Consider the following 25,740-nt stretch of genomic DNA (forward strand, 5'->3'; position numbering starts at 1 on the left):
AAGCCGATGAACCGCTTCGGCCCGCCCCTGCTCCTCCTGGCAGTTCCTGCCCTGGGCCTGGGGCAGGCGCCGGCGGACCGGCTGGAGTTCGTGGGCGGAAGCGTGGACGATCAGGCGTTCGCACGGGCGGCAGCCGGGGTCCGCCCTGGCCACGCCCTGTCGGGGCCGGAGTTCCAGCTTGCCCTCGAGGCCATCCGGGCCACGGACCGCTTCCGGGCCGTGGAGGGCGGCCAGGGCGTGGTGCGCCTGGATCCCTGGCCCCGGGTGGCCGCCATCCAGGTGCGGGGCGATGCGCCCTCCTCCCTGCGCAGGAACCTCTTCCCGGGCCTCCGGAAGGGCGACCGGGTCGGCGCCACCCGCCTGGAGGCCCAGCGGGCCCAGGCCCAGGAGCACCTGGTCGCCGCGGGCTACCCCGCCGCCCGGGTCGCCGTGTCCAGGGCCGAAGGGGACACCCGGATCGTGATGGACCTGGCCCTTGGCAGGCCCAACCTCATCCGGGGCGTGGAGGTGGTGGGCAAGGTCGGCCCGTTTTCAACGGCGTCCCTCGTCCGGGAGACCAAGGTGGTGCCGGGCGTCACCCTGTGGAACCGGGAGGTGGAGCTGGAGTGCCTGCGGCGCCTGCGGAAGAAGCTGGTGGGCGCCAAGCGCTTCGAGAGCCACGTCGACCTCGACTGGGATACCGGCGGCCTGCTGCGCATCACCCTGGACGTGGGGCCGAAGGTGATCCTCACGTCCGACGGCGCCGGGCTGGGCTGGACCACCACCCTGAAGGACCTGGTCCCCCTCGCCCGGGCGGACCATTACACCCCGGAGCTCCTGGACGAGGGGGAGCGGCGCATCGTGCGCCTGTTCCGGTCCCGCGGGCACCTGGACCCCCAGGTGACCTACAGCCGGACCGTGACGAAGACCGGCCCCGAGGGGCCGGAAGAGGTGGTCGTGACCTACCACCTGGCTCCCGGCCCCGTCTCGAAGCTGGGCGCCTTCACGTTCGAAGGCAACCAGGCCGTGAGCGAGAAGGACCTGCGCAAGGCCGCCGACGTGGGGGGCTTCCTGGGCGCCAAGGCCCGGCCCGAGCTCCTGGACGCCGCCGAGAACCACATCCAGGCGCTGTACGAGAGCCGCGGGTTCACCGACGCCAAGGTCCGGCGCTCCGTGGAGCTCAGGAACGGCAAGGCCGACCTGGTGTTCCGCATCCGCGAAGGGCGCCAGCGGCTCGTGAACTGGGCGCGGCTGGACCTGCCCCCCGAGGGCTTCGGCGATCCCTGGGGCCTGGGGTCCGGCCTGGCCCTGCTGTTCGCCGACAAGCCGGTGTTCGTCGCCGACCGGGACGGGGCGCGGATCTACCGCAGCGACCGCCGCGAGATGGCGGGCTGCGAAGCCGCCCTGGCCCTCCACCCCGTGGAGGGGAGGCTGCAGGTCACGCTCACCTTCTCCAGGCCCATCCCGCTCCTCAAGGCGGACCTCTTCCGGGCCTACACCTCGGTCCGCCAGCAGCATCTGGTCGCGCTGGGCGTCCTGCGCCCCACCGTGCGCTCCCAGGTGGTGGTGGAGGAGAGCGGCGCCTGCGGCATCCTCTTCGAGGTGCCCGACCAGCCCATGGAGAAGGTGGACCGCGTGGTGGTGCGGGGCGCCGGGAGGACCCGCGCCAGGGCTGTGCTGCGCGAGATCAACCTGAACCCCGGCGATCCCCTCGACCAGGACAAGCTGGGCCGGGCCCAGGGGCGCCTGGGCGGCCTCGGGGCCTTCCAGCGGGTGGAGGTGTCCAACCTCGCCGAAGGCGCCGAGGCGGGCCCGCCCTCCCCGTGGAAGGCCGGCGACCTGCTGTTCCGCGCCGAGGAGCGCTCCCCCTGGGTGATCACCAACTCCTTCGGCTACGACCGCACCCAGGGCTACTACCTGGGCACGGGCGTCCAGCGCCTGAACGTCGGAGGCATGGGCCGCACCGTGGACTTCAACGCCCGCGCCGGCGACGGGTTCCTGAACAACCGCACCCTGCGCGAGACGTTCCCCACGGGCCAGTACACGAGGTCCCTGAACTCCGTCTCCCTGGGCTACACCGACCCCTGGTTCGAACACGGCAAACTGGGCGAGGCGCTGCCGGACCGCACCACCTTCCGCACGGAGGGGGCGTACATCCAGGAGCAGCGCTACATCTACCAGGTGCGCCGGCGCCGGTTCCTCGCCTCGCTGCGGTGGGCGCTGCCTTCCCGGGTGGCCGTGGAGGCCGGGTACCGGTTCGAGCGGGTCGAGGTGGCGGCCAGCAACGACAACATCAACAGCGACGACCTGACCAAGATCGCCAAGTACCCCGACCGGGCCATCATCTCCTCCCCCTACGTGCAGGTGGTGCGGGACACCCGCGACAGCGCCTTCGACCCCACCACCGGAACCTACTCCCTGGCCCGATTCGAGGCCGCCAGCCAGTTCTTCCTCACCAGCAAGAACAGCAGCTTCATGAAGCTGGACCTGCGCAACCAGTGGACCTGGCCCGTGGGCTACAAGGCCTCGGCCGGCGTGGTGGCCTTCGGGGTCCGCCTGGGCCTGGCCGTTCCCACCGCCAAGACCGCCGAGGACCTGCCGCTTTCGGAGCGGTTCTTCGCGGGCGGTTCGGGCACCATGCGCGGCGTGGAGCCCGACTTCCTGGGCCCCCTGGGCCGCATCCCCATCTTGAACGCCGACGGCAAAATCAAGATGATCACCGGCCCCGACGGCCTTCCGGTGGAAGCCACCGAGCAGATCCCCCTGGGCGGCCAGGCCCTCTTCATCGCGAACCTGGAGTACCGCTTCCCCATCCTCGGCCCGACCCTGTGGGGCGAGGTCTTCGTGGACACCGGCCAGGTCTACCAGAAGCCCGGCCGCGCCTGGTCCGAGGACGCCAAGGGCAACCGCACCAACCTGCCCCTGCGCACCGCGCTGGGCCTGGGCATCATCGTGAAGCTGGGCATCCCCCTGAAGCTGGAGTACGCCGCGGACGTGGACAGGATCCTCGGCCGGCCCCGGTCCGCCGGGGACCGGAGCACGCAGCTGAGGAACGTCACGATCTCGGCGGGCTTCCAGTTCTAGCGGAAGTCGATCAGCTCCACGTCGAAGATCAGGTCCGCGTTGGGGGGGATCACGCCGCCCGCGCCGCGGGAGCCGTAGCCCAGGGCGGCGGGGATGTGGAGGGTGCGCTTGCCGCCCTTCTTCATGGTGATCACGCCCTCGTCCCAGCCCTTGATGACCTGGCCGACGCCCACGCTGAAGGAGAAGGGCTGGCCCCGGTCCACGGAGCTGTCGAACTTCTTGCCGGGCTTGCCGCCGTCGGAGAGCCAGCCGGTGTAGTGCATGACGCACGTCTGGCCCTTCTTCGGGGACTCGCCCGTTCCTTCGTTGGTTTCGAGGTAGCTGAGGCCGCTGGGGGTGGTGATCATGACGGGTCCTTTTTTCGTGACGGGCGCCGGGGTCTTCTTCTTGGCGCGGGTGGGGGGTTGCGCGGCTGCCGAGGAGGCCAGCAGGGCGAGCGGGAGGCAAAGGAGGAAAGCGCGGTTCAAGGGTCCCCCAAAGGGAAGAGTGTAGCGTCCCCGGTGCCGGGTGGAACCCCCGGGTGCGCGTCGTCCTGGATCGCCCGCCTAGTCCAGCGGCAGCCGCGTCCCGTCGGCCAGCCCCCGCCACCGCTTGCCGTCCGTCTGGAGCCAGAGCTCGCCAGGCCGCCCCTCGCTCAGGCCGGCGTCGATGAGGTAGACCTGCCCGGGACGGATGGCCGTCACCTGCTTGACGGTCGTGTGGCCCACCACCACGGTCCGGGCCTGGTAGGGGCGGAGGCTGGCCTCCACCACCGCCGCCGAGTCCAGGGGATCCATGACCATGCCGCGGTACCACAAGGGGCCGGCGCCTCCCAGGAGGGTCTTCTTGATGGCCGGAAGGGCGTCCCTGGCCGCGGCGTTCACGGCTTCCAGGGTCGGGAAGGCCTCCGCCAGGTGGGGCGACACGCCGCCGTGCACGAAGAGCACGTCGCCCAGGCGCACCATGACCGGGTGGGAGCGCACCCAGCGGCCGGCCTCGGTGTCCGGGCCCAGGAGGTAGGGGGCGGTCAGGGGCAGGGCGCGGTACTTGGCGTTCAGGTACCGGATATCCCCTTTCATGTTCATCACCTCATGGTTGCCCAGGAGCATGTGGACCCTGCCGCCGGCGTCCCGGGCCTGCCGCTCCAGGGAGCGCAGGAGCCAGAAGATCTCGGTCACCTGGGCACCCCGGTCCACGGTGTCGCCCAGGACCAGCAGGTGGCCCTTGCCGAAGGCCCAGGTGAGGTCCTTGGCGAGGATGCCCTGGTTCACCAGGAGGGTGGTCATGGCGGCGTAGTTGCCGTGGATGTCGCTGATGGCGGCGATCTTCGCGGGCAGGGGGAAGACGGCGGGCTGCTGGGGGGCCGGTTCCGGATCCAGCTGGAGGGGCGGCAGGCCGTCCAGGGCCAGCAGGCGGCTCGCGGGGAGGGGGGTCTCCTCGGGCTTGCCCTGGCGCCACCGGAGCACCCGGGCCTTGCGGCCCTCCCACACGACGTGCGGGCCGTCGTCCACCTGGGCCGAGGCCGCCAGGAGCGGCGGGGCCTGGGCCTGGAGCGGGGCCAGGAGGAGGATGGCGAGGAACGGGGCGAAAAGGCGCATACCTCAGGATGGCACAGTCCAGAAGTCCGCGATGTCCCCCAGGATCGATGCGGACACCAGCTCGGCGGGGGACTCCCGGAACCAGCCCTCGGGGAAGCAGGCGGCATAGTCGGCCTCCAGGAACCGGCCGTCCAGGAACACCAGGAGGCCGCGGTCCTCGGGAGTGCGGATCACCCGCCCCGCGGCCTGCACGGCCTTGGCGGCCGCGGGGTAGGTGTAGGCGTAGGCCTGGCCGCAGCCGTAGGCCGCCTGGAAGTAGGCCCGCACGCGGTCCCGCTCCAGGTCGAAGGGGGGCAGGGGGGGGCCGGCCACCACGCACCCGATCAGGGCCTCCCCGGGCAGGTCGATGCCCTCGGAGAGGGAGCCGCCCTGCACGGCCAGCACCACGGTGCCGGTGCCGGCGCGCAGGGCCTGGACCAGTTCGGCGATGCGGGCGGCGCCGGCCCTGCGGGGCTGGGCGAGCACCTGGAAGCCGGGCAGGTCCAGGTGGGGCAGGGTCTTCTCCAGCATCTCGAAGCTCGGGAAGAAGACGAAGTAGTTGCCGGGGCGCAGGGGCAGGACGCGGCCCAGGAAGTGGGCGATGCGGGGCACCTCCCGGTCCCGCAGCCGGTACAGGGTGGAGATCTGCGGCACCACGAGGATCTTGCGGTTCGCGGGCGGGAAGGGCGAGGGGATCTCGGCCTCCACGACGTCCAGGGAGGCCAGGCCCGCCAGGCGCCGGTGGTAGAGGAAGGGCTTGAGGGTGGCCGAGAAGAGCACGGCGGAATGGAACCCGGCCATGCGCTCCTGCAGGTGGGCCGAGGCGTCGGCGCAGGTGATCTGGAGGCGCCCGGGGGGGACCCAGGTGACGATGTGGGGCGCGGCCAGGATGCGCAGCACGGCGCAGAAGGCCCCCCAGGCCCGCTGCAGCTCCACCAGCGGATGGGAGGGGCGCAGCTCCACGCCCCGCGCCGCGGTCTCGGCGACGAGCCGGGTGATGCGGAACTCCTCCCCCAGGAAGGGCTGGGGATCCAGCTCCACGACGCGGTGGTCGCCCTCCTGGGCCTGCAGGAGCGCCACGCAGCGCCTGATCTGGGCGGTGAGCCGGGTGCGCAGCGCGCGGTCCCTGGGCACGGTGCGCCGCTTGCGCAGCTCCTCCAGGAAGGCGATCTCCAGGGCGGGGCTGAACCAGTCCGCGGCGCGCACCGGCAGGTTGTGGGCCTCGTCCACCAGCACGACGTTGCGCGCGGCCTCCTCGGGGGAACCGAAGAACCGCACCAGGGTGGCGTTGGGAGCGAAGGCGTAGTTGTAGTCCCCGATGACCACGTCGGCGCTCCGCGCGGCGTCCAGGGAGAGTTCGAAGGGGCAGAGCAGGTGCTCGTCCGCGGCGGCCTTCACGGCCGCGGCGTCGGCGCAGCCCGAGGCCATGAGCGCGTCCACGGCGCCCGAGGCCTTGAGGCGGTCGAAGTAGAGGTCCGCCCGGGGGCACACCTCGGGCCGGCAGTCCACCTCGGCCTGGGGGCAGACCTTCTCCTTGGCCTTGATGGTCACCGAGCGCACCGGGTGGCCGCTGGCGCGGATGCGCCGCACGCAGTCCTCGGCCACCTCGTGCTGGCTGTTGCGGGGCGTGCAGTAGAAGACCCGCAGATCGTCGGCCAGGGCCCGGGCCAGGGCGGGGAAGAGCACCGCGGCGGTCTTGCCCAGGCCCGTGGGGGCCTGCAGGAGCATGCGCCGGCCCGAGGCCAGGGAGGAGGCCACCAGCTCCACCAGCCGGGCCTGCCCGGGCCGGGGTTCCGGGAAGGGGAAGGCGAGGCTCCCGGCCAGCTCCCGGCGCTCCGCGCGCCGGGCCTGGGCCCGGTCCCAGGCCGCGTGCAGGTCCCGGAGCCGCGTCTCCACCCAGGCCGAGAAGGCCCCGGGGTCGAAGGGCAGCTCCACCAGGGTCTCGCTCTCGTCCAGGAGGCTGATGACCCGGATGCGGCAGAGGGGGACCTCCCCCGCGTCCTTCCAGACGATCCATGCGTACATGAGCGCCTGAAGGGCGAAGGGGTGCTCCGCGTCCAGCTCCGCGAGAACGGCCCCGGGGCGGAAGCTGGTCTTGATCTCCTCCACCACCGGCGGGCTGGAGCCCAAAAGCACGTCCACCCGGCCCCGCACCAGCACCTCGAAGCCCTCGTGGGCCAGCGCGGCCTGCACGGCCACCTCCGGCCGGGTCCGGGCGTCCTCCTGGACCAGGCGCTTCTGCACCCGCGCGTGGAGCCGCGCCCCCAGGGCCATGGGGTCCTCCTCGGCGGCCAGGGAGCGCCTGGCGTCCAGGCTTCCCGAAGGCTCCAGGGGGGCGACGAACTCGCGAACGGAAAGACCCAGGCTCATCGTTCGATTCTAGAAGGTGTCAAAAAGGAAAGCCCTCATGATTTCCGGGCCTGGGTCCGGGACAGGAGCCGAGGTTCGCCGGGAAAGGATTCCTGATTCCCCTCAGGCCGGCGGCAGCCCCAGGTTGCGGGAGGGGAAGCAGTAGCCGCCCCTGCCGTCGGCCTTGACCTTGTAGAGCGCGCTGTCGGCCGCCGACAGCAGGGGGTCCGTGTCCAGGCCGTCCAGGGGGTAGATGGCCACGCCGATGGAGATGCCCACGCTGCACTCCCCGGCCCCGATGGTGAAGGGGTTCGAGATCGCCTTGAGGATCATGCCCACGATGCGCTCCACGTCCGCCATGTCGTGGATGTCCGCCAGGAGGATGGTGAACTCGTCCCCGCCCATGCGGCTGACGGTGTCGGTCTCCCGCACGCAGCCCATGAGGCGCTGGGCCACCGCGGTCAGGAGGCTGTCGCCGGCGGCGTGGCCCCGGGTGTCGTTGACGGCCTTGAAGTCGTCCAGGTCCAGGTAGAGCACGGCGAAGGTGGTGTCCCGGCGCTTGGCCTGGGCGAGCATCTGGCCCAGGCGGTCCAGGAAGAGGAACCGGTTGGGCAGGCCCGTGAGCTGGTCGTGGTGCGCCATGTGGGCCATCTGGTCCTGGAGGCGCTTGAGTTCGGTGATGTCCTCCTTCACCCCCACGAAGTGGGTGATGGTCCCGAAGTCGTCCCGGATCGGCGAGATGGAGGCCAGCTCCCACACAAGGTCGCCGCCCTTGGTGCGGTTGTGGAAGAGCCCGTGCCACTCGCGGCCTTCCTGGATCGTGTCCCACATGTTCTTGTAGAAGTCCCGGGTGAGGAACCCGCCCTTGAGGATGCGGGGGGTCTGGCCCACCGCCTCCTCCAGCGAGAAGCCCATGAGTTGCGTGAACTTGGGGTTCACGTACTGGATGACGCCCTTGGGGTCCGTGATGATGACGGAGACCGGGCTCTGCTCGATGGCCTTGATGAGGACTTTAAGTCGTTTGGCAACTTCCCGGGGTTCCTTCCAGTTGAGGAAGGGTGAGGGGGCAGCCGCTGGGTTGATAGGATCCATGAGCCTTCCAGTGTTATTTCCTAGAATATGTCAACAAACCCAACCCACTATATAAAAATCTCAATACGATCCGTTCTGGCAATAGGGTCATTCGCCCGCCTAACCTTACTGGTCCGATTCTGTTAGGGTGGACTCGGATGTTTCTATAGGGCTTTCATGCTGATTTGGGCAGTGGGGGGAGGCAAGGGCGGCACGGGCAAGAGCCTCGTGTCCAACGGCCTCGCCATCCGGCTCGCGGAGCGCTCCCGGCGGGTGGTCCTGGTGGACGCCGACTTCGGCGGCGCCAACCAGCACACCTACTGCGGCCTGCGGAACCCCCCGGCGAACCTGGGCCGGTTCCTGGACGGCAAGGCCACCCTGGAGGAGCTGGCCCTGGACACCCGGGTCCCCGGCCTCCAGCTGGTGCCGGGCAACCTCAACTCCGCCAACACCGATGGCATGAATTCGGCCCAGAAGCAGAAGTTCTTCCGGCACCTCCGGCGCCTGGAGGCGGACCACGTGATCCTGGACCTGGGGGCGGGCACCCAGTACGACACCCTGGATGCCTTCCTCCTGGCCGACGTGAAGGTGGCCGTCATCACCCCCGAGCCGCTCTCCATCGAGAACTTCTACCTCTTCGTGAAGAACCTCCAGTTCCGGCTGCTCAGCGGGGTCCTGACCGAAGCCCGCCTGCGCGACCCCGCCCGGGCCATCTGGAAGGATCGCGCAGCCCACGGCATCGTCACCGTCCAGGATCTGGCCCGGCACCTCTCGGGCCTCTCGGAGACCTTCAAGGAGGCCTACGGACGCGAGCACGCGAGGCTGGCGCTCCACCTGGTGCTCAACGAGGTGCGCGAGTTCCGGCAGGTGGACAAGGGGCGCGCCGCCCGCAGCGCCGTGGTCAAGTTCTTCCAGGTGCCCACGGAGCTCGCGGGATTCATCCACCACGACAAGGACCTGTGGAACCAGTTCGGACAGGGATCCACCCTGGTGCTCAAGGGCGCCTCCTTCGCCCTGCGCAACGACCTGGAATCGATCCTGGACGGGATCCTGAAGACCCGGGCCCGCGGGGAGGCGACGCCATGACCGGATCCGGGGCCATGGGGGAGGCGCGCTGCCGCGAGCTCCTGGAAGTGGACGCCGGCGCCGGCCTGGACGAGATCCGCCGCGCCCACACGTTCCTCAAGGGGCTCTATTCCGGCTCGGGGCTGCCCTCCATGGACGAGTTCGGCCCGGCGGCCCAGGCCCGGGTCCTGGCCGAGGTGGAGGCCGCCTACGCCGAGCTCTGCGGCATCCTGGACGCGCCCCATCCCCCGCCGCGGCCGCTGCCCGCCCCGGCGCGGGAGCCGGACCGGATCCTGGACGGTCCCGCCCTGAAGCGCACCCGCGAGGCCGCGGGCGTCACCCTGGACCGCATGGCGGCCGAGACCAACGTCCGCCTCGCCTACCTGGAGGCCCTGGAGGAGGAGCGGTTCCGGGACCTGCCCTCGGCCGCGGTGATCGTGCGGGGCTACCTCACCGCCTACCTCGCCGCCCTGGGCCTGGGCGCCGGGGCCACGGTCGCCGACTACGCCCTTCGCTTCCAGCGCTGGCAGGGCAAGGCATAGTAAGCTGATCGGCAGGAGCCCCGAATGACCCTGGAAGCCGGCGCCCTCCTCGGGCCCTACGTGATCCTGTCCCAGATCGGCATGGGCGGCATGGGCGTCGTGTACAAGGCGAAGGACTCCAAGCTGGACCGCCTCGTGGCCATCAAGGTCCTGCCGCCCTCCATGGCCGACGATCCGGTCCGGGTGGCGCGGTTCGAGCGGGAGGCCAAGGCCGTCGCGGCCCTCTCCCACCCCAACGTCATGGGCATCTTCGATTTCGGCCGCCAGGACGGCATCTGCTATGCGGCGATGGAGCTGCTGGAGGGCGAGAACCTGCGGGAGCGCCTGAGGCCCGGGGCCCTGGCGCCCCGCAAGGCCCTGGACATCGCCTCCCAGGTGGCCCTGGGGCTGGCGGCGGCCCACGACAAGGGGATCCTCCACCGGGACATCAAGCCCGAGAACATCTTCCTGTGCAAGGACGGGCAGGTGAAGCTCCTGGACTTCGGGCTGGCCAAGCCCATGCCCCGCTGGACCCCGGCCCCGGGGCCGCTGGACGAGACCCTCACCGCCTCGGCTCCGCCCTCCGCCACCGCGGTGGCCCAGGCGCCCTTTCCGGCCCCGGAACCCTCCGGCCCGGGCACCCAGGCCGGCATGGTGGTGGGCACCCTGGGCTACATGAGCCCCGAGCAGGTGCGGGGCGAGGACCTGGACGCCCGCAGCGACATCTTCAGCTTCGGGGTCCTGCTCTACGAGCTTCTCAGCGGCCAGCGCGCCTTCCGGCGGGACACGGCGGCCCTGACCTTCGAGGCCATCCTCAACCAGGACCCCCCCGACCTCAAGGGCTCCCGGGGCCCCTTCTCCCCCGTCCTGGAGAGCATCGTGGCCCACTGCCTGGAAAAGCGCCCCGAGGCGCGGTTCCAGTCCATGCGTGACATCGCCTTCGCCCTCCAGCACCTGGACACCATCTCGCTGGGCGGTCCCATGGCGCCCCACAAGCCCCGCCGGAAGGTGCCCGCCTGGGCCTTCGGGGCCGTGGCGGCCCTGGCCCTGGCGGCGGCCGTCCTGCGCCCGGCGCCCGCCGCGCCCGCGCCGGTCTTCCACCGGGTGAACACCGCCCCGGGCACCCTGGAATCGGCCTTCTTCGGGCCCGACGGCACGACCATCTTCTACTCCGCCCGCGTCCAGGGCGGCGCGCCCGGCCTCTTCGCGCTCTATCCCGGCACCGAGGGCCCCAAGGCCCTGGGCATCTCCGACGCCCTGCTCCTGGGCGTCTCGAGCCAGGGCGAGCTGGCCCTCCTGCGCAACCCGGTGCGCCGTTTCGGGGGCCGCTTCAGCGGGCTCCTGGCCCAGGCCCCGGGCGGGGGCGGCAGCGTCAAGGACATCCTGGAGGACGTCAGCGACGCCGCCTGGGACGGCCAGAGCATGGCCCTCCTGGCCATGGACGACAAGGGCGTCATCCGCGTGGAGTTCCCCTCGGGGCGCACGGTCTTCACGGAGGACGGAGGCGCCACGGGCATCAAGTGCCTGCGCCTGGCCCCCGGCGGTGGACGCCTGGCCGTCATCCACAGCGACAGCAACCGCGGCGTGTCCGAGATCGGCGTGTTCGACCGCAAGGGGGGCCTGAAGGTGCTCTTCACCAAGGCCGGGGACTCCCTGGCCCAGACCCTGACGGGGATGGCCTGGGGCCCGTCGGGGGAGCTGTGGTTCACGGAATGGGAAGGGGACCAGACCTCCCTGTGGGCCCTCTCCTCCCGCGGCGCCAGGCGCCTGGTCTGGCGCGGCGAGGGGGCCAAGCAGCTCATGGACGTCTCGCCCCAGGGGCGGGCCCTCCTCGCCAGCCAGCGGGTGCGCCGGGGCGTCTTCGTGCAGCAGGGCGGCGCCACCCGGGAGATCTCCATCCTGGAGGGCACCCAGGCCGCGGGCCTGAGCGCCGACGGGCGCACCCTGCTGCTGCTGGAGTCCCCCGCGCTGGACGGCGGAACCTCCCGGGACCAGGCCTACGTGTACCGCCTGGACGAGGCCTCCCCCGTGAAGCTGGCCCGGGGCAACCCCATGACCCTGGCCCCCGACGGCTCCTCGCTGCAGCTCTCCATCGACTTCCTGGGGGCCGGGGACCTGGACCGCGGGGCCGCCGCGGCCTTCCAGCAGGCCGGCCTCACCCCCGGGGCCGTCAAGGACGCCCAGGGCAACCCGGTGGGCTACTTCTTCTTCATGCCCACGGGCGCCGGGAGGTCCCAGGTGCTGCCCATGCCCAAGCGGTTCCAGGGCCTGGGCACCGCCTACCAGCGCGGGGCCGAGCTGGTCTTCCAGGGGCAGGAGAAGGACCGGATGGGCTGGTACAGCTGGGTCCCCGGCAAGGGGGAGCCGCGGCTCTTCACTCCCGAGGGGCTGGGCGCCATGGTGGCCGGCCTCACGCCGCTCTCCCCCGACGGCAGCCGCTTCATCGCCACGGGCAACGCGAAAGAATGGTTCATCGTGCCCGTGCACGGGGACGCGGCGCCCCAGCCCATCCGGGGACTGGCCAAGGGCGAGCGGGTCGTGGGCTGGACGGGCGACGGCCGGGGCATCCACGTCCGCAGCGAACTGGCCGCCCTGCCCGTGGTCCTGCGGCGCCTGGACCCCGTCACCGGCGCCGGCACGGTGGTGCGCAGCTTCTCGCCGCCGGACCCCGCCGGCCACCTGCAGATCCGGAGCGTGTTCATGACGCCGGACGCCCGGACGGTTGCCTACACCTATGACCGCAAGCTCAGCGAACTGTTCGAGGTGGATGGCCTTTCCCGGTAGGGCATAATGAGTCACCCAACCGCCCGTCGATCCTGAAGCGCCCCAGGCGAGGAGACCCATGTATCCCATTGGGCCACAAGCATTGGTATCCGGCCCCGGGAGCCCGCCCCTCGACTATTCGCTCATCCTGGATGCCCTGCCCGACGCCGTCTTCGTCCACGACGCGGTCACCGGCCAGATCCTGGAAGTGAACCGGGCCGGCCTGGAGATGTTCGGGTACACCGCCGAGGCCCTGGCACGGCTGGACCTGGAACTGCTCAGCGCCAGCGCCGAGGGCTATACCCTGGCGGTGGCCCAGGTCCGGATCCGGGAATCCAGCGCCCGGGGAAGCGTGGAGTTCCCCTGGCGCTCCCGCCGGGCCGACGGCTCCCTCTTCTGGAGCGAAGTGCGCCTCACCCGGGCCGGCGGCCGCGTGATCGCCGTGGTGCGGGACGTCACCTCCGCGGCCCAGGCCGAGGAGGCCCTGAAGCTGGCCGAAGACAAGTTCGAGCGGATCTTCCGGTCGAACCCCTCCAGCATCATCCTGGCGAGGTACCCCGGCGGCGAAGTGGAGGAGGTCAACGACACCATGCTCCGGCTCACGGGCTACACCCGGGACGAGTTGGCCGGGCGCTCGGCTGCGGACTTCTGGGTGTCCCCGGAGGCCCGGAAGACGTACCTCGAGCAGCTGCGGGCCGCGGGCCGGGTGGAGGGCATGGAGGCCCTCTTCCGCACCAAGGCCGGGGTCGTGATGGTGGGCCGGGTCTCGGGCGACCTCCTCGAGCTGGACGGCGGCCTCCGGATCCTCACCGTGATCGAGGACATCACCGCCCGGAAGGCCGACGAGGAGGCCCTGACCCGGGCTTCGCGGCTCTACGCGGCCCTGAGCCAGGTGAACCAGTCCATCGTCCGGGTCCAGTCCCCGGAGGAGCTCTTCCGGTGCATCTGCCGGGACCTGGTGGTGGGCGGCGGCTTCTGGGGCGCGTGGATCGCGGCGCCCGAGCCGGAGACCGGCCGGTTCAAGCCCCTGGCCTTCCACGGGGGCCCCGAGGGCTGGGTGGAGTCCCTGGTGGTCTACGCCACCGACGACCGGCCCGAGGGCCGGGGCACCATGGGCCGGGCCTTCCGGGAGGGGAGCCCCGTCCTCGCCTACGACTTCACCGAGGACCCGCGCACCGCGCCCTGGCGGGACACCGGAAGATCCCTGGGCTTCAAGGCCGCGGGTTCCTTCCCCCTGCGCAGGGGCGACGGGACGGTCTTCGGCGTCCTGGCCATCTACGCGGAGGAGGCGGGGTTCTTCGGCCCCCAGGAGATCGCCCTCCTCGAGGAGGTCTGCCTGGACCTCACGTACGCCCTGGAGGACATGGACAAGGAGGAGCGCCGCAAGCGCGCCGAAGCCGAGCAGCGCGACCTCGAGCTGCGCCTTCAGCAATCCCAGAAGCTTGAGAGCCTGGGCAATCTCGCCGGCGGCGTCGCCCACGACCTGAACAACGTCCTGGGCGCCATCCTGGGCCTGGCCTCGCTCGAGATGGAGCGGGACCCGGGGAACCGGTCCATGGAGACCATCCGCCAGGCCTGCGTGCGCGGGCGCGGAGTGGTCCAGGGCCTGCTGTGCTTCGCCCGGCGGGACCTGGGGGAGATCCTGCCGGTGGATCTCAACCGGCAGGTGGAGGAGGTCGTCGGCCTCCTGAGCCGGACCACGCTCCAGAGGGTCCGGTTCGTCACCGAGCTCGCCCCGGACCTGCGCGCCGTGGAAGGCGATCCCGGCGCCCTGAACCACGCCGTCATGAACATCTGCGTCAACAGCGTGGACGCGATGCCCCAGGGCGGGACCATCACCCTGCGCACCGCCAACGGCCCCGGCGGCGAGGTGCTGCTGGACGTGGAGGACACCGGCGCGGGCATGACCGAGGAGGTCGTCCTGCGCGCCACGGAGCCGTTCTTCTCCACCAAGCCCGCCGGCAAGGGCACGGGCCTGGGCCTGGCCATGGTCTACGGCACCGTGCAGGCCCACAGGGGCACCCTCTCCATCGCCAGCCGCCCCGGGGAGGGCACGCAGGTGCGCCTGGCCTTCCCGGGTTCCGAGGACCGGCCCGTGGAGCCCGCGCCGGTGCGCGAGGGTCCCGCGGTGCGCGGCCTGGAGATCCTGGTGGTGGACGACGACGAACTCCTGCGCGAGTCCGTGACCGACGTGCTGCACTGGCAGGGCCACCAGGTGACGTGCGCGGACAGCGGCGCGGGGGCCCTGGAGGCGCTGGCCGGCCCCGCGGCCTTCGACCTGGTGATCCTCGACCTGAACATGCCCGGCATGACCGGCAACGAGGCCCTGCCGCGGATCCTGGAGCTCAGGCCCGGCCAGAAGGTCCTGGTGTCCTCGGGCTACGTGGACGCCGCCGCCCGGGCCATGGTGGAGGGCCGGCCCTCGGTGGGGCTCCTGCACAAGCCCTTCTCCGTCCAGGAACTGGCCCGGAAGATCCGCGAACTGGCCTAGAATTGGCGTGGAGGACCGCATGCTGACGCGCGAAGAGGCCTGGACCCTGGTTTGCGAGTGGACGCCCTCGGAGCGCCTGCGCATCCACGCGCGGGGCGTGGAGCTGGTGATGGAGGACCTGGCCCGGCGCCTGGGGCGGGACCCGCGGCCCTTCGCCCTGGCCGGCCTGCTCCACGACGCCGACTACGACCGCTGGCCCGGGGAGCACCCCGCGCGCGTGGTCGCGTGGCTGGAGGAGCGTTCCGAACCCGCCCTGGCCCGGGCCGTGGCCGCCCACGCCTGGGAGCGCACCGGCATCCGCCCCGAGGACCTCCTGGAGCGCGCCCTGGTGGCCTCGGACGAGGTCACCGGCTTCGTCACCGCCTGCGCCCTGGTGCGTCCCCAGCGCACGGAGGGCCTCGAGCCCAAAAGCATCCGCAAGAAGATGAAGACCCCCGCCTTCGCGGCGGGGGTGAACCGGGAGGAGATGATCGAAGGGTTCCGGAAGCTGTCCGAACTCGTCGGAGGGACCGAGGACGAGCACTTCCAGCGCGTGGTGGACGTCCTGCACGCCAACGCGGAGGAGCTGGGGCTGCTGCCCCAGTGAACGCTGCGGCCGGGAGCCCTTCCGGGGTATAAAGGAACAAAGCATCCCTTCAACCCCGGCGGCCACCCATGAAGCCCCACTGGCACTTCCCTTGGAAACGCCTTCCCGTCCGCCACCTGGCGGGCCTCGCGGCGGCCTATTTCGTCCTGGCCGCCCTCGGGCTCGCCCTGGCCGTGCCGGGCTCCAACGCCACGGCCGTGTGGATTCCCACGGGCCTGGCCATCGCCGCCTGCCTGCGGTACGGCCCAGGCATCTGGTCGGCCGTCCTCCTCGGGGCCTTCCTGGCCAACGCGCTGGTCCTCGCCCGCCTCGGCCTGCCTCCCGTCAACCTGGTGGCCGCCTCCCTGGCCACGGCCCTGGGCAACGCCGCGGAGGCCCTCCTGGCCGGGTATCTCATTGAGCGGTTCACGGGCACCCGCCATCCCTTCAACCGGGTGGCCCACGTCCTCCAGTTCATCCTGGGCGGGGCGGTCGTGGCGACCTTCGCCAGCGCCCTGGTGGGGACCCTGGCGTTCTGCTCGGCGACGGGCCGCTGGCACCTCTTCCAGGCCGTGGGCGCCTCGTGGTGGCTGGGCGATGCCGCCGGCGCCCTGGTCCTGACGCCCATGCTGCTGACGTTCCGGAGGCGGCAGCTGGCCGCCCTGCCCCGGAAGGTCCACCGGGATGCGCTGCTGGCCGCCGGTTTGATCCTCGTCTTCTGGTTCGGGGTCTGCCCCTTCCTTCCGCCCCTCGCCTTCTTCTTCTTTCCGCTGCTGGTCCTGAGCACCTCCCGGCTCGGTCCCTTCCATGCGTCGGCCCTGGTCGCCCTGCTGGCCCTCCTCGCCACCACGTCCACCGTGCTCGGCGCGGGCCCCTTCCTGCTTCCCGGCCCCTTGAACGGGTCCCTCCTCCTGCAGCAGGGCTTCATCTGCACCCTGGCCATCACCACCCTCGTGCTGGGTTCCGCGCTGCAGGAACGGGAGCGCCTCGAGGACCGGCTGCGCCTCCAGAACCGGCTCTACCGGACCCTGTCCGAGGTGAACCAGGCGATCGTCCATTCCGAGGACCGCCCCACGCTGCTGCGGGAAGCCAGCCGCCTCCTGGTGGAAATGGGCGGCTTCCAGATGGCCTGGCTGGGGTTCAAGGACGAAGCCACGGGGTGCCTGGTCCCGGGGGCCTCCTTCGGCCACCTGGGCGGCCTCGCCCTCCCGGACAACGAAACCCTCGCCGGCCAGGCCGTGGTCTTTCCGGCCTGCCTGAACGATCCGGCCTTCGCCCCCTGGCGGGCCCGGGCCCTGACCCTGGGCTACCAGGCCCAGTGCGCCTTTCCGATCCTCCAGGCCGGGAAGGCGGTGGGCGCCCTCATGGCCTGCTACGGGGAGCCGGACCTCCTCGGCACCGAAGAAGGCCGGCTCCTGGGCGAGCTGGCGGGGGACATGGGCTACGCGCTGGCGGCCATGGAGACCCGCATGGACCTGGCCGAATCCGAGCGCCGGTTCCGGGCGACCCTGGAAACGGTGAAGCTCGTGGCCGTGTCCCTGGACGCCCAGGCCACCATCACCTTCTGCAACGACCACCTGCTCCAGCTGACGGGCCGGTCCCGGGAGGAGGTCCTGGGCCGCAACTGGTTCGACATGTTCGTGCCCCCGGAGGACCGCCCGCGGGTCGAGGCGGCCCTCGACGCATCCATGAACAAGGGGGAGATCCAGGTCCACAACGAGAACGAGATCCTCACCCGCGGCGGCGGGCGCCGGCTCATCCGGTGGAACAACACGGTCCTCCGGGACCGGGCCGGAGCCATCATCGGCACCATCGGCCTGGGCGAGGACATCACGGACCAGAAGCTGGCGGAGGCGGCCCTCCTGAGGCGGGCCGCCCAGCTTGCGGCCATGAACGAGCTGGGCAACCGCCTCACGATGACCCTGGACGTTGCCGCCTGCTCCCAGGCCGCCCTGCTGGGAACCCTTTCCGCCACGGGATCGGACCTTGCGGCGCTCTACCTCCAGGAGGGCGCGGAGCTCCGGCTCCTGGACAGCGTCCGGGCACCTGCCGGGGCCGCGCGGGACGAGGAGGGGGACCTGCGCGTCGACGCCCTGGGTCCCATGGACGGCCGGGCCGTCTATGTTGAGGATGCGGCGGCGGACCCGCGCTTCGGGGCCCCCGGCGTGGTGTCCTTCGCGATCCTCCCCCTCAGGAAGGCGGGCCAGGACATCGGACGGCTCGTGCTGGGTTCGGGCCGGCCGCGGGCGTACGGGGCGGAGGCCACGTTCCTGGAGACCCTGGCGGGCCAGGTCTCCACGGGCCTCCAGAACGCCCTCCTCCACGAGCGCCTGAAGGCCCATGCCGCCGGACTGGAACGCAGCGTCGAGGAACGCACGGCCCTCCTGAGGGAGGCGAACGAGGACCTGGCCCTGGCCGTGGAACGGGCCCAGGCCGCCGACCGCGCCAAATCCGCCTTCCTGTCGGCCATGTCCCATGAACTGCGCACGCCGCTCAATTCGGTCATCGGATTCACGGGCGTCCTGCTGGGCGGCATGGCCGGCCCCCTGCAGGCCCAGCAGGAGGAGCCCCTGCGGATCGTGCAGCGGAACGGCCGCCACCTGCTGGACCTGATCAACGACGTCCTGGATCTCTCCAAGATCGAGGCCTCGGAAATGCGGCTGGCCGCCCAGCCCTACGACCTGGTGCAGACGCTACGGGAGTCCATGGAGACCCTGGCGCCCGCCGCGGCGTCCAAGGGCCTGGACCTGCTCCGGGACGCCTTCCCGGAGGCGCTCCCCATGACCGGCGACCGCCGGCGGGTGTCCCAGATCTTCCTGAACCTCCTTTCGAACGCGGTGAAATTCACGGACACCGGGCGCGTCACGGTCCGCATCCGCCTCCGGGAGGCCCGGGTGGATGTGGAGGTGCAGGACACCGGGCCCGGCATCGCCGCCCAGGACCTTCACCGGCTGTTCCGGGAATTCGAGCAGCTGGACGAGGGACTCGCCCGCCGCAACGAGGGCACCGGCCTGGGCCTGGCGCTCAGCAGGCGACTGGCCCGTCTCATGAACGGCGATATCCTGGCCGAAAGCGAGGCGGGCAGGGGCGCCACCTTCACGCTGTCGCTGCCGCTCTAGAGGAGAACCATGAAACGCATCCTGGTCATCGAAGACAACCCGGACAACCTCCTTCTCGTGCGGATGCTCCTGAGCCCCCTGAAGGTGCACCTGGTCGAGGCGACCGACGGGCCTTCGGGCATCGCCATCGCCCAGGCGGAGCCCTTCGATCTCATCCTCCTGGACATCCAGCTCCCGGGCATGGACGGGTACCAGGTCGTCAAGGCCCTGCGGGCCCTGCCCGGGACGGCCGGGACCCCCATCATGGCCATCACCAGCTACGCCATGGCCGGGGACCGCGAGCGGGCCCTGCTGGAAGGCTTCACGGAATACATCGAGAAGCCCATCAACCCCGAGACCTTCACGGGCACCGTCGCCTCGTTCATTTGACCCGCCATCCGGGGGAGCCGAGCATGAAGATCCTGCTGGTCGATGACATCCCTACCAACCTCAAGCTCCTGGACCTGCTCCTGGGGAGCCAGGGCCATGCCATCCGGGAGGCCGTGAACGGCCGGGAGGCGCTGGAGACGGCCCGCCGGGAACCGCCGGACCTCATCATCTCCGACATCCTGATGCCCGTGATGGACGGCTACTCCCTGTGCCGCGCCTGGATGGAGGACGCGGTCCTGGCCCGGATCCCCTTCATCTTCTACACCGCCACCTACCAGTCCGACGAGGACGAAGCCTTCGCCCTTTCCCTGGGGGCCGCCGCCTTCCTGCGCAAGCCCATGGAGCCGGACGCCTTCCTGCTCCAGGTGCAGGATGTGGTGGCGCGCACCCAGATCGGGGAAATCCGGCCGCAGGACCCCGCCCCCACCGACGAGGGCTCCTTCCTGAAGCTCTACAACGAGCGCCTGGTGCAGAAACTGGACCAGCGCTCCCAGAGCCTGGCCCGGCAGGTGGAGGAACTGCAGCAGGCCGAGGCCCGGCTCCGGCTCAGGAGCATCGCGCTGGATGCGGCCGCCAACGGCATCCTGATCATGGACCGGCAGGGGGTCATCGAATGGGCCAACCTGGCCTACCTGGAGATCACGGGCTTCGAAAGCCGCGAGATCCTCGGGTCCAGGCCCCGCTTCCTGGAATCCGGAAGCCAGGGCGCCGGCGGCCAGGAGACGATGTGGACCACCCTGTCCTCCGGCCAGGTGTGGCGGGGGGAGATCCAGGACCGGCACAAGCGCGGAATGCCCAGGCTCTTCCAGACGGCCCTCTCGCCGGTGAGGGGGGACGGCGGCGCCGTCACCCATTTCATCGGCATCCTCCAGGACGTCACCGAGCAGCGGCGCATCGAGTCCGAGCTGCTCCAGTCCCAGAAGATGGAGGCCCTCGGCAGGCTGGCGGGAGGGGTCGCCCACGATTTCAACAACATGCTCAACGTCATCCTGATCAATTCCGAGATCTCGCTCGAGACCCAGGCCCTCCCGGAACCCGCCCGCAGGCGCATCCTGGAGATCAAGACCGCCGCGGAACGCTCCGCGGATCTCACCCGGCAGCTCCTGGCCTTCTCCCGCAAGCAGGCCGCCCAGCCCAGGCGCCTGGACCTCAACGAGGCCGTGGAGGAGAACCGGAAGATGCTGAAACGGATGATCGAGCGGGACATCGAACTGATCCTGCACCCCGGCCCGGACCTGCGGGCGGTCTTCATCGACCCGTCCCAGGTGAGCCAGATGCTCACGAACCTGGTGGTCAATTCCCGGGACGCGCTGCCGGGCGCCGGGTCCATCAGCATCGAGACCTGCAACGTCCAGGTGGAGGACTCCTCGGCCCTGATCTTCGGGGGCCTGGCGCCCGGGAACTACGTGCAGCTGACCGTCAGCGACACGGGCTGCGGCATGGACCCCTTCACCCTCAGGCACATCTTCGAACCCTTCTTCACCACCAAGGGCGAAGGGAAGGGCACGGGCCTCGGGCTTTCGATGGTGTACGGCATCATCAAGCAGAACGGCGGGGCGGTTTCGGTCTACAGCAACCCAGGCCTGGGGACCTCCTTCAAGATCTACCTGCCGGCCTACGATCCGGAGGACGCGTTCACGGATGCGGCCGCCGAGGAATCGGTCCGCGGGGGCGACGAGACCATCCTCATCGCCGAGGACGAGAAGCCGATGCTGGACGTCATGAGGCTGGTCCTGGAGGAGAAGGGCTACAAGGTGCTCGCCGCCTCGAACCCCCTCGACACCGTCCTGCTCGCTTCCCGCCACGAGGGGCCGATCCATCTCCTGATCACGGACGTGGTCATGCCCGGAATGAACGGGAAGGAGCTCCAGCAGCGCATCCTCGAGGCCCGGACCGGTTTCAAGGTCCTCTTCATCTCCGGCTACACCGGCGATATCCTCGCCAAGCGGGGCCTGATGCGCGAGGAGACCCACTTCCTGCAGAAGCCCTTCCGGATCAAGGCTCTCCTGGGGAAGGTGCGGGAAGTGCTTGAGTCCTGAGGTCCGATCGGCGGCCGGCAAGGGGCGCCAGGCGCAGGGGCACCGCGTGGGCAGGGGACCGGGCCCCCTGGCAGTGGGCCTGCACCACCAGGGTCTGGACCTCCCCGAGAAGCGGGACCGGGATGGCGGCCTCGAAGGCGGAGGCCCCCTCGAGGGTGCGGAAGGTTTCGAACACCTTCTCCCCCTTGACCCAGCCGCGCACGGACACCGGCTGGCCCGGGGCGGCGCCGCGGACCTCCACCCGCACCACGGCGCTCGTGCCCTGGACGGCGCTGGCCGGCCCCTTGAGGACAAGGATCGGACGCGCCGCGGGGGCGGTGTCTCGCTGGGTCATGGGCGCTCCTCGGCAGTCCGCCGTAAGATATTAATGGCTTCTACGCCCCCCCAGGTTCCTTGTATTCGTCGTATTTTTTCGCGCTGCCCCGGACCCGGTCCGCGGGGTAGCGCCGGGCGTTGAGCTCGATCTTCCGGTCGGCGGCCTCCAGCAGGTCGAACTGCAGCTTGTCGGCCAGGCGCACCAGGTACAGCAGCACGTCCGCCGCCTCCTCCTGCACGCGCCGCATGCGCTCGGGGTCCAGGGCGCGGCTCTCAAGCTCCGTGAGCCACTGGAACTCGGCCGCCAATTCCCCGGCCTCGCCGGTCAGGGCCATGGCCAGGTTCTTGGGGGAATGGAAGGCGTCCCACTCCCTTTCCGCGGCGAAGGCCCGCAGGCGCTGGGTGAGGAGGGACAGGGAGTCGGCGTCCATGGGACCAGGATCCCATGGACGGGTCCTATTTGAGCCCGCGCTTTTCCAGCAGGGCGTCCACCCTGGGATCCCGGCCCCGGAAGTCCCGGTAGAGCTGGGCCGGGTCCGCGGTCTGGCCCCTGTCCAGCACCTTGGCGCGGAAGGCCCTCGCCGTGGCGGGGTCGTAGAGGTTCCCCTTCTCCTTGAACGCGAGGAACGCGTCGCTGTCCAGCACGGCGCTCCAGATGTAGGCGTAGTACCCGGCGCTGTACCCGTTGCCCCCGCCCCAGATGTGGTTGAAGAAGGCCGTGCGGTACCGCAGCGGGATCTCCGGCGGCAGCCCCCACTTCTCCATGCTGGCCTTCTCGAACGCGTCGGCGTCCCGGGGCGCGTCGTCGGCGAGCGTGTGCCAGTCCATGTCCAGGAGGGCCGCGGCCATGTACTCCGTGGTGGCGAAGCCTTCGCCGAAGGTGCGGGACTTCTTGATGCGGTCGCCCAGGGCGGCGGGGATCAGCTCCCCGGTCTTCCAGTGGCGCGCGTAGGTCTTGAGCACCTCGGGCTCCATGGCCCAGTTCTCCATGATCTGGCTGGGCAGCTCGACGAAGTCCCGCGGCGCCCCGCCCAGGCCCCGGTACCGGCCCGCGTAGAACAGCCCGTGCAGGGCGTGGCCGAACTCGTGGAAGAGGGTGCGGACCTCGTCGGGCGTGAGCAGGGCGGGGGCGTCCCCGGAGGGCCGGGAGAGGTTGGCCACGTTGGTGGCGACGGCGTGGACCCGGTGGTTGTCCCGCCCCGGGCGCAGGCTGCCGCACCAGGCGCCGCCGCGCTTGCCGGGGCGCGGGTGGTAGTCGGTGTAGAGCAGGCCCAGGTGGCGGCCGTCCTGTTCCTTCACCTCGAAGACCCGCACCTCCGGATGGTAGACGGGGACGTCCTTCGCTTCGGTGAAGGTCACGCCGTAGAGCCGCGTGGCCAGCCCGAAGGCGCCCCCGCGCACGCTGTCCAGGCTGAAGTAGGGCTTCAGGGCGGACTCGTCCAGGTCGTACTTCGCGCGGCGCACCTTCTCCTGGTAGTACCGCCAGTCCCAGGCCTCGAGCCTGGCGCCCGGGCGGTCCTTGGCCATGGCGGCCTGCAGCTCGGCGCGCTCCTCCTTGGCCTTGGCCAGGGCCGCGGTCCACACGGGCTTCATGAGGCCGTAGGCGCCCGCGGGCGTCTTCGCCATGTTCTCCTCGAGGATGTAGTCGGCCCAGGTGGCGTAGCCCAGGAGCCTGGCCTTCTGCACGCGCAGCGCGGCCACCCGGCTCACCAGCCCGCGGGTGTCGGTCTCCCCGGCGCGGCAGCGCTCCAGGTAGCCTTCGAGGAGCCGGCGGCGCAGGTCGCGGTTGTCGGCATACTGCAGGAAGGGCCAGATGCTGGGCCCGTCCAGCGTGAATACCCAGGCGCCGTCCCTGGCCGCGGCGTCCCGCACGGCCTGGGGCAGCCCCGCCAGGTCCGCGGGCTTGTCCAGGGTCAGCTTGAAGTCCTTGGTGGCCTTCAGCATGCGGTCGCCGAACTGCACGCCCAGGCGGGAGAGCTCGGCGTTGAGGGCGCGCATGCGGGTCTTGCCCGCCTCGTCCAGGTCCGCGCCGGCGCGCAGGAATCCGCGGCGCCGGTCCTCCAGCAGCCGCAGCTGCTCGGGATCCAGCCCCTGGCGCTTCGCCCACACCGCCTTCACCCGGAGCCAGAGCTTTCCGTTGAGGTTGATCTCGTCGTAGTGCGCGGCGCGCAGCGGCGCAAGCTCGCGGTTGACGGCCTGCAGCCTGGGGTTGGTCTCGGCGCCCGAGAGCGCGCCGAACACCAGGGACACCCGCTCCAGGAACTGGCCCGACAGCTCCAGGGCCTCCACCGTGTTCGCGAACGTAGGCGCCTCGGCGGAATCCGCGATGGCGGCGACTTCGGCCTTGTGGCGGGCCATGCCCTCCTTGAAGGCCGGCAGGAAGTGCTCCTCCTTGATCTCGGCGAAGGGCGGGACGCCGAAGGGCGTCTTCCACTCGGCGAAGAAGGGGTTGGCCGTCTGGGCCTGGGCGCAGAGGGACACGGCGGCGAGGAGCAGGGGGGTGCGCATGGGGGGCCTCGGGAAGTAAGCCATCATATTACGAGGTTATCCCGGGATGGAAGCCGGATCTTCAGCCCCTCAGCCGCTGCAGCTCTCTGCGCAAATCTTCCATGGTGAACGGCTTGGACAGCAGCTTCACCTGCGGGTGGGCCTCCGCCAGGTCCATGGCCGTCGGGTCGGCGCGTCCGGTGGCCAGGAGCACCGGCAGGTCCGGGCGGAGGGCCCGCAGGCGGGGCAGGGTGCCCGGGCCGCCCAGGCCCGGCATGTTCATGTCGAGGATCACCACCTGGGGCTGGAAGCCTCCCTCCAGCAGCCGCAGGGCCTCCTCCCCGCTGGAGACGGCGGTGGCGGCGTGGCCCAGCACCTCCAGGACGGTGCGGATGGAGTACTGGATCAGTTCGTCGTCGTCCACCAGGAGCACCCGCAACGCCCCGGGCTGGGCGGCCTCCCGGGCCTCCTGCGCCTCCAGGGCCTGCTGGGCGGCGCTCTCGCTCACGGGGAAGCGCATGCGCACCCGGGTGCCGCGGCCGGGCTCGCTCTGGATCTCCAGCTGCCCCAGGTGGGCCTTCACGGTGCTGTAGACCAGGGAGAGGCCCAGGCCGGTGCCCCTGCCCACGTCCTTGGTGGTGAAGAAGGGGTCCAGGGCCCGCTCCAGGACCGCCGGCGGCATGCCTTCCCCGGTGTCCTCCACCGAGAGCTCGATCCAGTCGCCGTCCACGTTCCGGGTGCGCAGGGCCAGCGTCCCGCCCTGGGGCATGGCGTCCACGGCGTTGACGCAGAGGTTCATGAGCGCGTGCGACAGGGCGCTGGCGTCGCCTCGGATGGGCCGCAGGTCCGGGGCCAGGTCCAGGGTGAGCGCGACCCTCGCCAGGGTGGTGTGCTCGAGGAGCCGGGCCTCCTCCTGGAGGATGCCGTTGAGGTCCAGGTCCCGTTCCTCGGCGGGGCTCTGGCGGGCGAAGCTCAGGAGGCCGCGCACGGTCTTCCCGCCCCGCTCGGCGGCCTTGATGATGGTCTCCAGGGCCCGGCGGGTCGGATCGCCGGGAGCATGGCGGTCCACGGTGGCCGAGGCCAGGCCCAGGATGGCCCCGAGCACATTGTTCATGTCGTGGGCGACCCCGCCCGCCAGGGCGCCCAGGCTTTCCATCTTCTGGGCCTGGGCAAGCTGCGCCTGGAGAAGGTCGCGCTCGGTCTCGCTCCGCTGGCGGTCCTGGAGGCGGGCCAGGTTCCACCGGCCCGCCAGGAGGATGACGATCAGGCCCACGCTCCAGACCGCGCCCATGACGATCAGGGTCGGCAGGTTGCCCAGCCCGCCGACGAGGGCGGAACCCCGGGGCATGGGCACCGTGACGCTGATCCCGCCCCGCACGTCGCCCACCTGGTAGCCCTGGGAGGCATGGCACCGCAGGCAGCCCTCCTGGGTGACCAGGGCGCCCATGAACCGCAGGGTGGGCCGCCCGTCGACGGGCGATTCCTCGTAGAACTCGGCGGCACCGGTCTCCAGGGCCCGGAGGGCCCGGACCTCCCAGGGATCGGCCGCGTTGGCGGCGCGGATGGGCTTGAGGCTGGTGATGTGCCCCTGCAGGCCATACTTCTCCCGGCCCAGCTCGTGGAGCATCCGGGTCAGGTAGGCGGGGTTCACGAGCGTGAGGACCTTGCCCGAGGTCGTGATGATCTCCCGGTCCCGCACGTGGGCCAGGTGGGGATTGGGGGCGGTCCGCTCGTCCAGGGGCACGTACACGCCGCCCCGCTGGGTGACCCACTGGCGCGTGGTCACGTCCTTCTGGAAGCTGTCCCGGGCCCTGCCGAGGGCGATGGCGCGGGTCTCCCGGTGGGAGAAGACCGCTCCGGTCCCGATGATGACCGCCACCACCAGGGTCCACAGGACCGCGCGGCGGACGATCTGGCTGCGCAGCCGGCGGTCGGCGAACAGCTGCCTCATGAGAAGGGCCATGTTG

General features: G+C 71.1%; 17 protein-coding genes. 9 read left to right on the top strand and 8 right to left on the bottom strand.

The annotated features are described in order from the left end of the window. Nucleotides 1-6 precede the first annotated feature (6 nt). A complete protein-coding gene (locus tag RAH40_RS22530; RefSeq protein WP_306599891.1) occupies nucleotides 7-3,063 on the top strand; it encodes an outer membrane protein assembly factor in 3,057 nt (1,018 codons plus the stop codon). Here RAH40_RS22530 and RAH40_RS22535 read toward each other — a convergent pair. The 4 genes from RAH40_RS22535 to RAH40_RS22550 form a co-directional block, all read right to left on the bottom strand. Beyond that, the gene (locus RAH40_RS22535; RefSeq protein ID WP_306599892.1) at nucleotides 3,060-3,530 is read right to left on the bottom strand and encodes an FKBP-type peptidyl-prolyl cis-trans isomerase; all 471 of its coding nucleotides are present in this window, start codon (nucleotides 3,528-3,530) and stop codon (nucleotides 3,060-3,062) included. The genes RAH40_RS22530 and RAH40_RS22535 overlap by 4 nt on opposite strands. Nucleotides 3,531-3,608: 78 nt before the next feature. After that, the gene (locus RAH40_RS22540; RefSeq protein ID WP_306599893.1) at nucleotides 3,609-4,640 is read right to left on the bottom strand and encodes a metallophosphoesterase; all 1,032 of its coding nucleotides are present in this window, start codon (nucleotides 4,638-4,640) and stop codon (nucleotides 3,609-3,611) included. Between the two features lie 3 nt (nucleotides 4,641-4,643). Further along, nucleotides 4,644-6,989: an ATP-dependent DNA helicase gene (locus tag RAH40_RS22545; protein WP_306599894.1), complete on the bottom strand. Its 2,346-nt coding sequence runs from the start codon at nucleotides 6,987-6,989 to the stop codon at nucleotides 4,644-4,646. Between the two features lie 102 nt (nucleotides 6,990-7,091). Beyond that, a complete protein-coding gene (locus RAH40_RS22550) occupies nucleotides 7,092-8,060 on the bottom strand; it encodes a diguanylate cyclase domain-containing protein (protein WP_306599895.1) in 969 nt (322 codons plus the stop codon). 156 nt (nucleotides 8,061-8,216) lie between these two features. Here RAH40_RS22550 and RAH40_RS22555 point away from each other — a divergent pair, with 156 nt between their 5' ends. The 8 genes from RAH40_RS22555 (at nucleotide 8,217) to RAH40_RS22590 (ending at nucleotide 20,971) form a co-directional block, all read left to right on the top strand. Then, entirely contained in the window at nucleotides 8,217-9,125 is a 909-nt protein-coding gene (locus tag RAH40_RS22555) for an AAA family ATPase (RefSeq protein ID WP_306599896.1), read from the top strand. After that, complete coding sequence (locus RAH40_RS22560) at nucleotides 9,122-9,646, top strand: RodZ family helix-turn-helix domain-containing protein (RefSeq protein ID WP_306599897.1); 525 nt, start codon at nucleotides 9,122-9,124, stop codon at nucleotides 9,644-9,646. Before RAH40_RS22555 ends, RAH40_RS22560 begins: the two co-directional genes overlap by 4 nt. Before the next feature lie 24 nt (nucleotides 9,647-9,670). After that, nucleotides 9,671-12,409 (top strand): serine/threonine-protein kinase, encoded by a 2,739-nt coding sequence (locus RAH40_RS22565; RefSeq protein WP_306599898.1) that lies wholly within the window; start codon nucleotides 9,671-9,673, stop codon nucleotides 12,407-12,409. Nucleotides 12,410-12,467: 58 nt separating this feature from the next. After that, complete coding sequence (locus RAH40_RS22570; protein WP_306599899.1) at nucleotides 12,468-14,879, top strand: PAS domain S-box protein; 2,412 nt, start codon at nucleotides 12,468-12,470, stop codon at nucleotides 14,877-14,879. Nucleotides 14,880-14,898: 19 nt separating this feature from the next. Further along, nucleotides 14,899-15,465: an HD domain-containing protein gene (locus tag RAH40_RS22575; RefSeq protein ID WP_306599900.1), complete on the top strand. Its 567-nt coding sequence runs from the start codon at nucleotides 14,899-14,901 to the stop codon at nucleotides 15,463-15,465. Nucleotides 15,466-15,533: 68 nt separating this feature from the next. Beyond that, nucleotides 15,534-18,563 carry an MASE1 domain-containing protein gene (locus RAH40_RS22580; RefSeq protein ID WP_306599901.1) on the top strand — a complete coding sequence of 1,010 codons (3,030 nt, stop codon included), beginning with the start codon at nucleotides 15,534-15,536 and terminating at the stop codon, nucleotides 18,561-18,563. A gap of 9 nt (nucleotides 18,564-18,572) precedes the next feature. Then, complete coding sequence (locus RAH40_RS22585; protein ID WP_306599902.1) at nucleotides 18,573-18,932, top strand: response regulator; 360 nt, start codon at nucleotides 18,573-18,575, stop codon at nucleotides 18,930-18,932. A gap of 23 nt (nucleotides 18,933-18,955) precedes the next feature. After that, nucleotides 18,956-20,971 carry a response regulator gene (locus tag RAH40_RS22590; protein WP_306599903.1) on the top strand — a complete coding sequence of 672 codons (2,016 nt, stop codon included), beginning with the start codon at nucleotides 18,956-18,958 and terminating at the stop codon, nucleotides 20,969-20,971. Here RAH40_RS22590 and RAH40_RS22595 read toward each other — a convergent pair. From RAH40_RS22595 to RAH40_RS22610, 4 genes are all read right to left on the bottom strand, one after another. Then, complete coding sequence (locus RAH40_RS22595) at nucleotides 20,928-21,305, bottom strand: hypothetical protein (RefSeq protein ID WP_306599904.1); 378 nt, start codon at nucleotides 21,303-21,305, stop codon at nucleotides 20,928-20,930. The genes RAH40_RS22590 and RAH40_RS22595 overlap by 44 nt on opposite strands. Before the next feature lie 40 nt (nucleotides 21,306-21,345). Next, the gene (locus RAH40_RS22600; protein WP_306599906.1) at nucleotides 21,346-21,717 is read right to left on the bottom strand and encodes a nucleotide pyrophosphohydrolase; all 372 of its coding nucleotides are present in this window, start codon (nucleotides 21,715-21,717) and stop codon (nucleotides 21,346-21,348) included. Nucleotides 21,718-21,742: 25 nt separating this feature from the next. Then, nucleotides 21,743-23,794, bottom strand: coding sequence for a M3 family metallopeptidase (locus RAH40_RS22605; protein ID WP_306599907.1), 2,052 nt, complete (start codon nucleotides 23,792-23,794; stop codon nucleotides 21,743-21,745). Between the two features lie 61 nt (nucleotides 23,795-23,855). Further along, on the bottom strand, nucleotides 23,856-25,736 hold the full coding sequence (locus tag RAH40_RS22610) for an ATP-binding protein (RefSeq protein ID WP_306599908.1): 1,881 nt from the start codon (nucleotides 25,734-25,736) through the stop codon (nucleotides 23,856-23,858). Nucleotides 25,737-25,740: the final 4 nt, after the last annotated feature.

Source organism: Geothrix sp. 21YS21S-2, from assembly GCF_030846775.1.
GTDB lineage: Bacteria > Acidobacteriota > Holophagae > Holophagales > Holophagaceae > Mesoterricola.

Bases quoted from the DNA above. Each gene is read 5' to 3' on its own strand.
- RAH40_RS22530 (WP_306599891.1), top strand. From the start codon at position 7: ATGAACCGCTTCGGCCCGCCCCTGCTCCTCCTGGCAGTTCCTGCCCTG.
- RAH40_RS22540 (WP_306599893.1), bottom strand. From the start codon at position 4,640: ATGCGCCTTTTCGCCCCGTTCCTCGCCATCCTCCTCCTGGCCCCGCTC.
- RAH40_RS22545 (WP_306599894.1), bottom strand. From the start codon at position 6,989: ATGAGCCTGGGTCTTTCCGTTCGCGAGTTCGTCGCCCCCCTGGAGCCT.
- RAH40_RS22550 (WP_306599895.1), bottom strand. From the start codon at position 8,060: ATGGATCCTATCAACCCAGCGGCTGCCCCCTCACCCTTCCTCAACTGG.
- RAH40_RS22555 (WP_306599896.1), top strand. From the start codon at position 8,217: ATGCTGATTTGGGCAGTGGGGGGAGGCAAGGGCGGCACGGGCAAGAGC.
- RAH40_RS22560 (WP_306599897.1), top strand. From the start codon at position 9,122: ATGACCGGATCCGGGGCCATGGGGGAGGCGCGCTGCCGCGAGCTCCTG.
- RAH40_RS22565 (WP_306599898.1), top strand. From the start codon at position 9,671: ATGACCCTGGAAGCCGGCGCCCTCCTCGGGCCCTACGTGATCCTGTCC.
- RAH40_RS22570 (WP_306599899.1), top strand. From the start codon at position 12,468: ATGTATCCCATTGGGCCACAAGCATTGGTATCCGGCCCCGGGAGCCCG.
- RAH40_RS22575 (WP_306599900.1), top strand. From the start codon at position 14,899: ATGCTGACGCGCGAAGAGGCCTGGACCCTGGTTTGCGAGTGGACGCCC.
- RAH40_RS22580 (WP_306599901.1), top strand. From the start codon at position 15,534: ATGAAGCCCCACTGGCACTTCCCTTGGAAACGCCTTCCCGTCCGCCAC.
- RAH40_RS22585 (WP_306599902.1), top strand. From the start codon at position 18,573: ATGAAACGCATCCTGGTCATCGAAGACAACCCGGACAACCTCCTTCTC.
- RAH40_RS22590 (WP_306599903.1), top strand. From the start codon at position 18,956: ATGAAGATCCTGCTGGTCGATGACATCCCTACCAACCTCAAGCTCCTG.
- RAH40_RS22595 (WP_306599904.1), bottom strand. From the start codon at position 21,305: ATGACCCAGCGAGACACCGCCCCCGCGGCGCGTCCGATCCTTGTCCTC.
- RAH40_RS22600 (WP_306599906.1), bottom strand. From the start codon at position 21,717: ATGGACGCCGACTCCCTGTCCCTCCTCACCCAGCGCCTGCGGGCCTTC.
- RAH40_RS22605 (WP_306599907.1), bottom strand. From the start codon at position 23,794: ATGCGCACCCCCCTGCTCCTCGCCGCCGTGTCCCTCTGCGCCCAGGCC.
- RAH40_RS22610 (WP_306599908.1), bottom strand. From the start codon at position 25,736: ATGGCCCTTCTCATGAGGCAGCTGTTCGCCGACCGCCGGCTGCGCAGC.